The sequence below is a fragment of the Klebsiella sp. LY genome, from assembly GCF_004010915.1.
Lineage (GTDB): Bacteria > Pseudomonadota > Gammaproteobacteria > Enterobacterales > Enterobacteriaceae > Klebsiella > Klebsiella quasipneumoniae.
In genome coordinates this window covers 2604026-2617103 of record NZ_CP022444.1, presented here as the reverse complement: position 1 = coordinate 2617103, position 13078 = coordinate 2604026, and the positions used below count along the sequence as shown (strand labels likewise).

The following is a 13078-nucleotide window of genomic DNA, read 5'->3' as shown; positions in this document are numbered from 1 at the left end:
TATTCAGGATACATCATGACCCCCGAACACCTTCCTACCGAACAATACGAAGCGCAACTGGCAGAAAAAGTCGTCCGTTTGCAAACCATGATGGCGCCTTTTGCCGCGCCGGTTCCGGAAGTGTTTCGTTCGCCGGTCAGCCACTACCGTATGCGCGCCGAGTTCCGTCTGTGGCACGATGGCGACGACCTGTACCATATTATTTTCGATCAGCAGACCCGGTCGCGGATTCGCGTTGACAGCTTCCCGGCCGCCAGCGCGCTCATCAATCAGCTGATGACCGCCATGCTGGAGGGCGTACGCAACAATCCCGTGCTGCGCCATAAGCTGTTCCAGATTGACTATCTGACCACCCTCAGCAATCAGGCGGTCGTCTCGCTGCTGTATCATAAAAAACTCGATGATGCCTGGCGTGAGCAAGCGGAGGCGCTGCGTGACGCCCTGCGAGCCCAGGGGCTCAATGTGCATCTCATTGGTCGGGCGACCAAAACTAAAATCGAGCTCGATCAGGATTATATAGATGAACGTCTGCCGGTTGGCGGTCGGGAGATGATCTACCGTCAGGTGGAAAACAGCTTTACCCAACCGAACGCGGCAATGAACATTCAAATGCTGGAGTGGGCGCTGGATGTCACCAAAGGAGCGACCGGCGACCTGCTGGAATTGTACTGCGGCAACGGTAACTTCTCGCTGGCGCTGGCGCGTAATTTCGATCGCGTCCTGGCCACCGAAATCGCCAAACCGTCGGTGGCGGCGGCGCAGTACAACATCGCCGCCAACCATATCGACAACGTGCAGATTATCCGCATGGCGGCGGAAGAGTTTACTCAGGCGATGAACGGCGTTCGTGAGTTTAACCGGCTGCAGGGTATCGATCTGCAAAGCTATCAGTGCGAGACCATTTTCGTCGATCCGCCGCGTAGCGGGCTGGACAGTGAAACGGAAAAAATGGTGCAGGCCTATCCGCGCATTCTGTACATTTCGTGCAACCCGGAAACGCTGTGCCGCAATCTGGAAACGCTAAGCCAGACGCATAATGTTACCCGGCTGGCGCTGTTCGACCAGTTCCCGTATACCCATCACATGGAATGCGGCGTGCTGTTGACCCGGAAATAGGCCAAAAAAAACCGGCAACGTCATATTGCCGGTTTTTTATCACTGGCGGCTTATTCGGCTGCCGTATTTTTGCGGTTACGCATCTTGTAGCCGATCCAGAAGACCATCGCGACGGACAGAACGGCCGGGAAGAAGTTAGAGCCGATATCCGGGTACTCCGCACGCACGACGGTGCTGTACAACAGCACCCCGAGAATAAAAAAAGCGGCGGCCAGGCCCGGTAGCCCAACGGGCATACTGCGATTCTGATAGCGCTGATGCAGACAGTAGACCGTCAGCAGCAGGGATAAGATGGGGAAGACGGAAAACGGAACTATCGAACTGAACAGCGCCGCAAAGGCGCCATTAATAGATAACCCGGCAATCAGCGCCAGCAGCAGCGTACCTTTATCTTGAACTGAGTGTTTCATTGCTCGTCCTTCACGTTATTCGGAATGATGTGACATTTTTTCTTGTTCACGGCGATACCAGTAATACGCGCCTTTAGAGATCATTCTGAGCTGCAGTACCAACCGTTCTTCCAGCTGTCGGCGCTGTTCAGGGCCGACATCCAGCGCTTCCGCGCCAGCGCTAAAAACGATGGTGACCATAGCTTCAGCCTGCGCTTCGGTAAAGGCGCGCGGCATATGGTTTTCGAGTTCTAAATAGTCGGCGAGTTCCGCAATAAAGTGCTGGATCTCGCGTGCGACGGCGGCGCGAAACGCCGCAGAAGTTCCCGAGCGCTCGCGCAGCAGCAGGCGGAAGGCGTTCGGGTTGTTACCGATAAACTCCATAAAGGTCGAGACCGAGGTGCGGATCACGCTGCCGCCTTTGGCAATCCGCTGGCGCGCCTGGCGCATCAGCTGGCGCAGCATCAGTCCGCTCTCATCGACCATCGTCAGGCCTAACTCATCGACATCGCGAAAATGACGATAAAAGGACGTCGGCGCGATCCCTGCTTCCCGCGCCACTTCACGCAAACTCAGGCTGGCGAAACTCCGCTCAGCGCTAAGTTGGCTGAATGCCGCTTCCACCAGCGAACGGCGGGTTTTTTCTTTTTGTTGTGCTCTTACGCCCATCACGATGTATGAATCCTTCCAATAGCCCTGCTGGCACTATACCAGAGATTAAAACTAATCGGTTTGCCCTGGATTGTGAATGATTGTTTACGAGCCGTTTCTGCTTTTATGCCGCAAAAAAGCACAACGATAATTGGGTTAAAGCGCAGCGAATGTTATCATCGTGTTTATTTTATGTATAAAACAGGTGAGTAATGCCATGTCACACTCTTGGGATTATGATGCAATAGTGATTGGTTCCGGTCCTGGCGGCGAAGGCGCCGCCATGGGACTGGTGAAACAGGGAGCACGCGTTGCCGTCATCGAGCGCTACCATAATGTCGGCGGCGGTTGCACCCACTGGGGCACCATCCCGTCGAAAGCCCTCCGCCATGCCGTCAGCCGTATTATCGAGTTTAACCAAAACCCCCTCTACAGCGACCACTCCCGCCTTCTTCGCTCTTCTTTCGCCGACATCCTTAACCATGCCGACAGCGTCATCAACCAGCAGACTCATATGCGCCAGGGATTCTATGAGCGCAACCACTGTGAAATTCTGCAGGGCAATGCCCACTTCGTTGATGAGCATACTCTGGCGCTGGAGTGTCATGACGGCACGGTTGAGACGGTGACCGCGGAGAAATTCGTTATCGCCTGCGGATCTCGCCCCTACCATCCGGCGGATGTCGATTTCCACCACCCGCGCATCTATGACAGCGATTCGATTCTCAGCCTGCAGCATGAGCCGCGCCATGTGATCATTTACGGCGCCGGGGTAATCGGTTGTGAATATGCGTCGATCTTCCGCGGCATGGAGGTGAAGGTCGATCTGATCAACACCCGCGATCGTCTGCTGGCCTTCCTCGATCAGGAGATGTCAGATTCGCTCTCTTATCACTTCTGGAACAGCGGCGTGGTCATTCGCCACAACGAGGAGTATGAGAAAATTGAGGGGGTGGATGACGGGGTGATCATGCACCTGAAGTCCGGCAAAAAACTGAAAGCCGATTGCCTGCTGTACGCCAACGGCCGCACCGGCAATACCGACACTCTGGCGCTGGAAAATATCGGTCTGCAGACCGACAGCCGCGGTCAGCTGAAGGTCAACAGCATGTATCAGACCGCCCTTCCGCACATCTATGCGGTTGGGGATGTCATCGGCTATCCGAGCCTCGCCTCCGCGGCGTACGATCAGGGACGCATTGCCGCCCAGGCGCTGGTGAAAGGCGAAGCCTCAGCGCATCTGATTGAAGATATCCCGACCGGGATCTACACCATTCCGGAAATCAGCTCCGTCGGGAAAACCGAGCAGCAGCTGACGGCGATGAAAGTGCCGTATGAGGTGGGTCGCGCTCAGTTTAAACACCTGGCGCGGGCGCAAATCGTTGGCATGAGCGTGGGAACCCTGAAGATCCTGTTCCATCGGGAGACCAAGGAGATCCTCGGCATTCACTGCTTTGGCGAACGCGCAGCCGAAATCATTCACATCGGCCAGGCGATCATGGAGCAGAAAGGTGGTGGTAACACCATTGAGTACTTCGTCAACACCACCTTTAACTACCCGACCATGGCGGAAGCGTACCGGGTTGCCGCGCTGAACGGCTTAAACCGCCTGTTTTAACGCCTTGTCGAAATGGCCATCCATCGTGCCGCGGATGGCCTCCGCCAGATGTTCGTAGCGGCTGCGCAGCGGTGAGCCCGGACGGTAAACCAGACCGATGGTGCGTCTTGGCTCTGGCTTAATGCACGGCAGGTAGACCACGCCATCGCGTTTTCTTTCCTGCGGCACCGCCAGCGCAGGCAGCAGGGTAATACCGCTGCCTGCCGCTACCATATTGCGCAGCGTTTCCAGGCTGGTCGCGCGGAAGTGGGTATCCTCATCCGCCCCCGCTTCAAAGCAGAAGCCCATCGCCTGATCGCGCAGGCAGTGCCCATCCTCCAGCATCAGCAGCTTTTCACCGGCCAGATCCGACATCGGCACCCGATCGCGGTTTGCCCACGGATGATCCTCATAGATAGCCAGCATCATCGGCTCATCGAACAGCGGCACCTCGATAAAGGCCTCGCTCTCTTTGACCAGCGCCAGGATGGCGCAGTCGAGCTTACCGCTGTCGAGCTGAGCCAGCAGCTGATGGGTCTGCGCTTCGTGCAGATACATTTCCAGCTTCGGGAAGGTCTGATGCAGCATCGGAATGATGTGCGGCAGCAGGTACGGGCCAATTGTCGGGATCAGGCCGATATGCAGCGGCCCGGACATGGTTTCCCCTTGTTGGCTTGCCATCTCCTTGAGCACTTTTACTTCGCGTAACACGGTACGCGCCTGATCCACCAGCAACAGCCCCGCCTGGGTAAACAGAACCTTACGGCTGGTGCGCTCCAGCAGCATGACGCCAAGCTCATCCTCCAGCTTGCGGATCTGTCCGCTGAGCGTCGGTTGGCTCACATGGCATGAGTCAGCCGCCCGCCGGAAGTGGCGGTGTTCGGCGAGCGCTACCAGGTATTCAAGATCGCGAATATTCATTATTCATCCTCCATCGCCACGATAGTCCATGGCGATAGATAGCATAGCAACGAACGATTATCCCTATCAAGTTTTCTGTTCAATAATACACCCATAAAGACGGTGAACCTCTGAAAACCACTGGCCCGTCACACTGTTTCTCTACCCGAACAACTAAAGCCAACGTGAACTTTTGCGGACCTTGCGTCCGCTTTTTTTTTTGCATAAAAAACCCGGCGTCGCTGGGCTCGGCCGGGTCAGGGGGGCAGATATCTAAGGATTAGCTCAGACGGGCCTTCGCCTCGCCGATAGCCTGCGCCACCTGCTGCGGCGAGACGCCGCCTTTTGCCGCGCGTTTATCCAGGCAGGACTGCAGCGACAGGATCGGATAAACATCGTCCACAATCACCGGGCTGAATTTCTGCAGATCGGCCAGGGCCAGCGCTTCCAGCGGTTTCCCTTGCGCAATGGCTTCCACCACCGCTTCACCGACAATATGGTGCGCCTCGCGGAACGGTACGCCTTTCGCCACCAGATAATCCGCCAGCTCCGTGGCGTTGGCATAGCCCTGCTGCGCCGCTTCCGCACAGCGCGGACGTTTTACCTGGATGCCATCCAGCACCAGGGTCGCCATATGCAGGCAGTCGAGCCAGGTATCCAGGGCGTCGAAAAGCCCCTCTTTATCTTCCTGCATATCTTTGTTGTAGGCCAGCGGCAGCCCTTTCAGGGTCATCATCATGCCGGTCAGCGCACCCTGCACGCGACCGCATTTGCCACGGATAAGCTCCAGGGCGTCCGGGTTTTTCTTTTGCGGCATCAGCGAGGAGCCTGAGGTTACGCGGTCGGAAAGCTCGACGAAATTCGCCTCGCCGGAGTTAAAGAAAATCAGATCTTCCGCAAAGCGCGACAGATGCACCATGCCGATAGAGGCATCGGAAAGCAGCTCCAGAACATGGTCACGGTCGGACACGCTGTCGAGGCTGTTTCGGGTGGCGGAGGCAAAGCCCAGCCACCCGGCCAGCTGCTCGCGGTCGATCTCATACGCCGTTCCCGCCAGCGCGCCGCAGCCCAGCGGGCTAACGTCGAGGCGCTTCAGCGCGTCCTGCAGGCGGCTTTCGTCGCGCGCCAGCATTTCGACATAGGCCAGACACCAGTGCGCGAACGTCACCGGTTGGGCGCGCTGCAGGTGGGTGTACCCCGGCATCACCGCGTCCTGGTTCTGCTGGGCCGTCTCCACCAGCGCGCTCTGCAGCTGGCGGTTCGCCGACAGCAATTCGACAACGGTATCTTTGCACCACAGTTTAAGATCGGTAGCGACCTGGTCGTTACGGCTGCGGCCGGTATGCAGTTTCTTGCCCAACTGGCCCACTTTGTCGATCAGTTTGCCTTCCACCCAGCTGTGAATATCTTCGGCATCGCTGGCGAGGATTTGCTGCGGATTGGCGCGCACCTCTTCCAGTAGCACATTCAGCGCTTCTTCCAGCTGCTGCTGTTCAGCGGCACTCAGAACGCCGACCGTTACCAGCGCTTTCGACCAGGCGACAGAGCCAACGATATCCTGCTCCGCCAGACGATAGTCGAAGCGCAACGAGTCATTGAACTGTTTAAACCGTTGATCTGCTGCCTGTGTAAAACGCCCGCCCCAAAGTGCCATAACATGCTTCCTTTATTCGTTAGTTCCGCCGGTGGCGTTGTGCCTCCCCGGCCTACGGTCTTGTAAGCCCGGCAGACAACGCGCCGCCGGGCATGAAATCTTAAGCCAGAATACGTGTGCCGATAGGCGTGCCGTTAAACAACGCCGGCAGCTGCTCGGCGTGACGCCAGGAGGCGATGTCCACCGGACGGCCCAGAGCGCGCGCGGCGTCGAGGGCCGCATTCACTTTGACAATCATGCCGTCGGTGATAATCCCCTGCTCGATCAGTTGCTCCGCTTTCTCGGCGGTCATCTCGGCAATGCGCTGCCCTTTACCGTCGAGGATACCGCTGACGTCAGACAGCAGAATCAGATCCGCCCCCAGGGTAGCCGCCAGCGCCGTCGCCGCCTGGTCAGCATTGACGTTCATCAGCTGGCCCTCATCGGTCACGCCGATAGAGCTCACCACCGGCAGGTAACCGCCCGCCAGCAGGGTGTTGATCAGCGTCGGAGAGCCCGGCTGCGCCAGCCCGACATGGCCCAGCTCAGCATCCAGCTGCGTCACCTTCACGCTATCGCCATCGCCGAGGAACAGGCCGACAGAGGCCAGACCGTGCTTTTTCGCCCACGCCAGCAGCGTCTTGTTAGCGGTTCCCGCCAGCGCGCCGGTGATGATGTCGATTTGCTCAGCCGGCGTCACCCGCAGACCATTTTTCTTCTGCACCGGCAGATTGAGCTGCTTCATCAGCTCATCCACCACGCAGCCGCCGCCGTGGACGATAATCAGCGGACGCTGGTGCGCTTCACGGTAATTGACCAGCGCGGTAAACAGACGCTCCAGCGCTTCTTCGCTATCGAGTAATACGCCGCCGAGTTTGATAATTAATGGGTTCATCATCACACCTTAAATAAGAGACTGCGTCTCAGCGAAGCCGAAACGAATATTCGCGCACTGCACCGCCTGCGCTGCGGCGCCTTTCAGCAGATTATCTTCTGCCGCGACGACGATGAGATGATCGTCCTGCACGGCAAAACCGATATCACAGAATGGCAGACCTTCGACGCTTTTCACTGCGGGCACGCCTTTATCATATAAACGTACCAGCGGTTTATCGGCGTAAGCCTGCTGGTAAACCGCCGCGATCTGCGCATGGCCAACGCCCGGCTTCAGGCGGCAGGTAATGGTTTCCAGAATGCCGCGTTTAAAATTACCCAGGTGCGGGGTAAAAATCACTTTCGCTCCGAGGTGGCTGGCAATCTCCGGCTGATGACGATGGTTAAATATGCCGTACGGCTGCAGGCTGACTTCACAGAAGCTGTTGCCGATCGCGGCTTTGCGTCCCGCGCCGCTCACCCCGCTGGTGGCGTTGATCACTGGCCACTGGTTGAGATCCAGCAGACCGGCATCGATCAGCGGCTTCAGCGACAGCTGCGCCGCCGTTGGGTAGCAGCCAGGCACCGCGATTAACTGCGCTTCTTTAAGCGCATCCGCGCTCCACTCCGCCAGACCATACACCGCCTGTTTGAGCAGGTCGGGATGCTGATGAGTGAAACCATAATATTTTTCGTAGAACGCCCCATCGTTAACGCGGAAGGCACCGGAGAGATCGAACACCACGCAGCCGGCGGCAAGGAACTGCGGCGCCAGATCGTGACTCACTTCGTGCGCGGTGGCGAGAAACACCACGTCCACGCCAGCGCTGAATTCGCTGATATCGGACATCGGCTGCAGCGGCATATCGACAATGCCTTTGAGCTGCGGATGCAGGTCGGAAATTAATTTTCCCGCATCATTGCTTTGCGCGGAGACCGTCAAAGCGGTTATGTTCATATGCGGATGACGATTGATATAGGTCACCAGCTCTGCGCCGGCATAACCACTGGCACCCACAATCAGCGTATTTAACATTGGAAGCGCATCTCCTTACATTCGATGGGTTTTCTTACGCTCAACGATATTGTATTTTTATTCACAATAAATGCATGAATATTGATACTATCACGACCCAAGGTGTGTCAACAATGAAAAACAATTTACCGCCCTTTATCGAGATCTACCGCGCGTTGATCGCCACACCGTCCATCAGCGCGACCGAAGAGGCTCTCGATCAAAGCAATGAGTCTTTAATCAATTTGCTGGCCGGCTGGTTCCGCGATCTCGGCTTCAACGTCGAGGTACAGCCAGTGCCGGATACGCGCCATAAATTCAATCTGCTGGCCAGCACCGGACACGGCGCCGGCGGCCTGCTGCTCGCCGGGCATACCGATACCGTGCCGTTCGATGATGGCCGCTGGACGCGCGACCCGTTCACCCTCACCGAACACGATAACAAGCTCTACGGCCTCGGCACGGCCGATATGAAAGGCTTTTTCGCCTTTATTCTCGACGCCCTGCGCGATGTCGACGTCACCACGCTGAAAAAACCGCTGTATATTCTGGCCACCGCCGACGAAGAGACCAGCATGGCTGGCGCGCGCTATTTTGCCGAAACCACCCAGCTGCGCCCGGACTGCGCCATCATCGGCGAGCCCACCTCCCTGCAGCCAATCCGCGCCCATAAAGGACATATGTCCAACGCGATCCGTATTCAGGGCCAGTCCGGCCACTCCAGCGATCCGGCGCGCGGGGTCAACGCGATCGAGCTGATGCACGACGCCATCGGCCGGATTATGCAGCTGCGCGATCTGCTAAAAGAGCGCTACCACTTCGAGGCGTTCACGGTCCCTTACCCGACCCTCAACCTCGGCGCCATCCATGGCGGCGATGCCTCAAACCGTATCTGCGCCTGCTGTGAACTGCATATGGACATCCGCCCGCTGCCGGGGATGACCCTCAACGACCTTAATGGTCTGCTGGGCGAGGCGCTGGCCCCGGTCAGCGAACGCTGGCCAGGCCGCCTGACGGTCTCGGAGCTGCATCCGCCGATCCCCGGCTATGAGTGCCCACCGGACCATAAGCTGGTGCAGGTGGTTGAGAAACTGCTTGGCGCCCAGACCGACGTGGTGAACTACTGTACCGAAGCGCCGTTTATCCAGACGCTGTGCCCAACGCTGGTTCTCGGCCCGGGCTCGATCAACCAGGCCCATCAGCCTGACGAGTTTCTGGAGACGCGCTTTATCAAGCCGACGCGGGAGCTGATTAGCCAGGTGGTCCACCACTTCTGCTGGCACTAAAATCGCCCTCTTTTTCCGCCCCGTTCTCCCGGGGCGGAACGGTGACGATCGTCACATTTCCATAAGCGATGCTTATCCAGCGCCCCCTGAGTTAAATTTCGCAAATTACGGGTATTTACTCGTTTGCTGAAGCGATTTCGCAGTAATTGACGTGGGGGTATTTACGTGGCTTTATAAAAGACGGGTTGCTTATCCGTTGCTCACGTTCCAGCGCAGCGGATATAACAAAATAAAATGAGATGGGGTGTCTGGGGTAACATGAACGAACAATATTCCGCATTGCGTAGTAATGTCAGTATGCTCGGCAAGGTGCTGGGCGATACCATCAAGGATGCATTGGGAGAAAATATTCTTGATCGTGTCGAAACTATCCGTAAGTTGTCCAAATCTTCACGCGCCGGCAACGAAGCTAACCGCCAGGAGCTGCTGACCACGCTGCAGAATTTGTCTAACGACGAACTGCTGCCGGTAGCCCGTGCCTTCAGCCAGTTCCTGAATCTGGCTAACACCGCTGAGCAGTACCACAGCATTTCGCCGAATGGCGAAGCGGCCAGCAATCCGGAAGTCATTGCGCGTACCCTGAGAAAGCTCAAAGACCAACCCAATCTCAACGAAGAGACCATCAAAAAAGCGGTGGAATCTCTTTCCCTGGAGCTGGTGTTAACCGCCCACCCGACCGAGATCACCCGCCGGACGCTGATCCATAAAATGGTGGAAGTGAACAACTGCCTCAAGCAGCTGGATAACAAAGATATCGCGGACTACGAGCACCACCAGCTGATGCGCCGTCTGCGCCAGCTGATCGCCCAGTCCTGGCATACCGATGAAATTCGTAAGCACCGTCCTTCCCCGGTCGATGAAGCCAAATGGGGCTTCGCGGTGGTGGAAAACAGCCTGTGGGAAGGGGTGCCTAACTACCTGCGCGAGCTGAACGAACAGCTGGAAGCCAACCTCGGCTATCAGCTGCCGGTGGACTTTGTCCCGGTGCGTTTCACTTCGTGGATGGGCGGCGACCGCGACGGCAACCCGAACGTGACCGCCGATATCACCCGCCACGTGCTGCTGCTCAGCCGCTGGAAAGCGACCGATCTGTTCCTTAAAGATGTGCAGGTGCTGATCTCCGAGCTGTCGATGGTGGAGTGTACCGACGAATTGCGTGCCCTGGCCGGCGCCGAGGGCGCTCAGGAACCGTACCGTTACCTGATGAAGAAACTGCGCACTCAGCTGATGGAGACCCAGGCCTGGCTGGAAGCGCGCCTGAAAGGTCAGAAGCTGCCGAAACCGGCGGGACTGATCACGCAGAACGAGCAGCTGTGGGAGCCGCTGTACGCCTGCTATAAATCGCTGCAGGCCTGCGGCATGGGCATTATCGCCAACGGCGAACTGCTCGACACCCTGCGCCGCGTGAAGTCTTTCGGCGTACCGCTGGTGCGTATTGATATCCGTCAGGAAAGCACTCGCCATACCGAAGCGCTGGGCGAAATGACCCGTTACCTCGGGATCGGCGATTACGAAAGCTGGTCAGAAGCCGACAAACAGGCTTTCCTGATCCGCGAACTGAATTCCAAACGTCCGCTGCTGCCGCGCCAGTGGGAGCCGAGCGAAGAGACCCGCGAAGTTCTCGACACCTGCAGAGTGATCGCCGAGGCGCCGCGCGGATCGATCGCCGCCTACGTGATCTCGATGGCCAAAACGCCGTCCGACGTGCTGGCGGTTCACCTGCTGCTGAAAGAGGCCGGGATTGGCTTCGCCCTGCCGGTGGCTCCGCTGTTCGAAACGCTGGACGACCTGAACAACGCCAACGACGTCATGACCCAGTTGCTGAATATTGACTGGTACCGCGGCTTTATCCAGGGCAAACAGATGGTCATGATCGGCTACTCTGATTCCGCGAAAGACGCAGGGGTGATGGCCGCCTCCTGGGCGCAGTACCAGGCGCAGGATGCGTTGATCAAAACCTGTGAGAAAGCCGGGATCGAACTGACGCTGTTCCACGGTCGCGGTGGCTCCATTGGCCGCGGCGGCGCGCCGGCCCACGCCGCGCTCCTCTCGCAGCCGCCGGGAAGCCTGAAAGGCGGCCTGCGCGTTACCGAGCAGGGTGAGATGATCCGCTTTAAGTACGGCCTGCCGGAAGTCACCATCAGCAGCCTGTCGCTCTATACCAGCGCGATCCTCGAAGCCAACCTGCTGCCGCCGCCGGAACCCAAACCGCAGTGGCGCGACATCATGGCCGAGCTGTCCGACGTGTCGTGCAAGATGTATCGCGGCTATGTGCGTGAAAACAAAGATTTCGTACCTTACTTCCGCTCCGCCACTCCGGAGCAGGAGCTGGGCAAACTGCCGCTGGGTTCGCGCCCGGCAAAACGTCGCCCGACCGGCGGCGTCGAGTCGCTGCGCGCCATTCCGTGGATCTTCGCCTGGACCCAGAACCGCCTGATGCTTCCGGCCTGGCTGGGCGCTGGCGCTGCGCTGCAGAAGGTAGTCGAAGGCGGAAAACAGAGTGAACTGGAAGCGATGTGTCGCGACTGGCCGTTCTTCTCCACCCGCCTCGGCATGCTGGAGATGGTTTACTCGAAGGCCGACCTGTGGCTGGCGGAGTATTACGATCAGCGCCTGGTGAAACCGGAGCTGTGGGCGCTGGGTACCGAGCTGCGCAAGCTGCTGGCTGCCGATATCAACGTCGTGCTGGCCATCGCCAACGACTCCCATCTGATGGCCGACCTGCCGTGGATCGCCGAGTCTATCCAGCTGCGTAATATCTATACCGATCCGCTGAACGTCCTGCAGGCGGAACTGCTGCACCGTTCACGCCAGGCTGAAGAAGAGGGCAAAGACCCGGATCCGCGCGTTGAACAAGCGCTGATGGTCACCATCGCCGGCGTCGCCGCCGGTATGCGTAACACCGGCTAATCGATGTCTTCCCCCGGCCGCCCGGCCGGGGGATTTTTCACCCGTTTTAGTGGTGCAACATCTCATCAACGATCTGTTCTTTATGCAGCGCATACGGATAATAGGTCGGCCAGTTATCCATCTCTTTCAACAACGCTTCCTGTGATTCATTACCCATGAAAATATGGAAATGCTGCGATTTACGCGGACCAATGATATGGTCGCTGAACTGGACATATTTTGGCGCGTTGGCATCGCCCTGCTGGCACTCGAACAGATAACGTACGCCCTTCTTACCGGAGGCGTAATGCAGAATTTTGTAGCCTGAATAGCGGTATTTGCAGCTGTTGACGGCCTCGCCGACGTGGAACTCAATCACGTCATCTTCAATGCCAATCTGTTCCACATCGGTGGCGTAGCCCTTCTTATAATAGGCGCGATACTCCTCCACGCTCTTGCCGCCGGGCTTTTTCGCCTTCTGCTCCAGCACCGGATCGAGATCGCCGTTGAGCAGATATGGGTTCACCGACTGCCAGACGCCCTCCCAGTCGCTCAGCGCGCGGTCCTGCACATCTTTATCCGCAAAAATGCCTTCGCTGGCCTGACGCTCCACTTCGGTTAGCGCCGGCCCATGGCTATGGTTGCCGTGGGCGAACGCCTGGGCGCTGGCGAGCGCCATGCCGAGTCCCAAGGCCAGCAGGGGGATCTTTCTGGTCATTACTCTCTCCT

The 13078-nt window shown here is 57.9% G+C and carries 11 protein-coding genes; 4 read left to right on the top strand and 7 right to left on the bottom strand.

The genetic code is table 11. The annotated features are described in order from the left end of the window. Window positions 1-15 precede the first annotated feature (15 nt). A complete protein-coding gene (gene trmA / locus CE636_RS15675; RefSeq protein WP_004203692.1) occupies window positions 16-1116 on the top strand; it encodes a tRNA (uridine(54)-C5)-methyltransferase TrmA in 1101 nt (366 codons plus the stop codon). A 50-nt stretch (window positions 1117-1166) separates the two neighbouring features. Here trmA and CE636_RS15670 read toward each other — a convergent pair whose 3' ends face one another. Together CE636_RS15670 and fabR are read right to left on the bottom strand one after the other, a co-directional pair. After that, on the bottom strand, window positions 1167-1526 hold the full coding sequence (locus tag CE636_RS15670; protein WP_004203691.1) for a YijD family membrane protein: 360 nt from the start codon (window positions 1524-1526) through the stop codon (window positions 1167-1169). 15 nt (window positions 1527-1541) lie between these two features. Continuing rightward, the gene (gene fabR / locus CE636_RS15665) at window positions 1542-2177 is read right to left on the bottom strand and encodes an HTH-type transcriptional repressor FabR (protein ID WP_004151856.1); all 636 of its coding nucleotides are present in this window, start codon (window positions 2175-2177) and stop codon (window positions 1542-1544) included. 196 nt (window positions 2178-2373) lie between these two features. On the opposite strand from fabR, the gene sthA reads away from it, so the two are divergent. Continuing rightward, on the top strand, window positions 2374-3774 hold the full coding sequence (gene sthA, locus CE636_RS15660) for a Si-specific NAD(P)(+) transhydrogenase (protein ID WP_002883016.1): 1401 nt from the start codon (window positions 2374-2376) through the stop codon (window positions 3772-3774). Here the strand turns inward: sthA and oxyR are convergent. The 4 genes from oxyR to argC form a co-directional block, all read right to left on the bottom strand. Further along, complete coding sequence (oxyR, locus tag CE636_RS15655) at window positions 3757-4674, bottom strand: DNA-binding transcriptional regulator OxyR (protein WP_002883015.1); 918 nt, start codon at window positions 4672-4674, stop codon at window positions 3757-3759. The two genes, sthA and oxyR, sit on opposite strands and share 18 nt — an antisense overlap. A 259-nt stretch (window positions 4675-4933) precedes the next feature. Then, window positions 4934-6307 carry an argininosuccinate lyase gene (gene argH, locus CE636_RS15645; protein ID WP_017899811.1) on the bottom strand — a complete coding sequence of 458 codons (1374 nt, stop codon included), beginning with the start codon at window positions 6305-6307 and terminating at the stop codon, window positions 4934-4936. A gap of 100 nt (window positions 6308-6407) precedes the next feature. Continuing rightward, window positions 6408-7184: an acetylglutamate kinase gene (gene argB / locus CE636_RS15635; RefSeq protein WP_085955164.1), complete on the bottom strand. Its 777-nt coding sequence runs from the start codon at window positions 7182-7184 to the stop codon at window positions 6408-6410. A gap of 6 nt (window positions 7185-7190) precedes the next feature. Continuing rightward, complete coding sequence (gene argC, locus CE636_RS15630; RefSeq protein ID WP_004203689.1) at window positions 7191-8195, bottom strand: N-acetyl-gamma-glutamyl-phosphate reductase; 1005 nt, start codon at window positions 8193-8195, stop codon at window positions 7191-7193. A gap of 113 nt (window positions 8196-8308) precedes the next feature. Here argC and argE point away from each other — a divergent pair, with 113 nt between their 5' ends. Continuing rightward, window positions 8309-9460, top strand: a complete 1152-nt coding sequence (argE, locus tag CE636_RS15625; protein ID WP_004203688.1) for an acetylornithine deacetylase — start codon at window positions 8309-8311, stop codon at window positions 9458-9460. Between the two features lie 258 nt (window positions 9461-9718). Next, window positions 9719-12370 (top strand): phosphoenolpyruvate carboxylase, encoded by a 2652-nt coding sequence (gene ppc, locus CE636_RS15620; RefSeq protein WP_017899812.1) that lies wholly within the window; start codon window positions 9719-9721, stop codon window positions 12368-12370. Between the two features lie 46 nt (window positions 12371-12416). Here ppc and zinT read toward each other — a convergent pair whose 3' ends face one another. After that, window positions 12417-13067 (bottom strand): metal-binding protein ZinT, encoded by a 651-nt coding sequence (gene zinT, locus CE636_RS15615; protein WP_017899813.1) that lies wholly within the window; start codon window positions 13065-13067, stop codon window positions 12417-12419. Window positions 13068-13078: the final 11 nt, after the last annotated feature.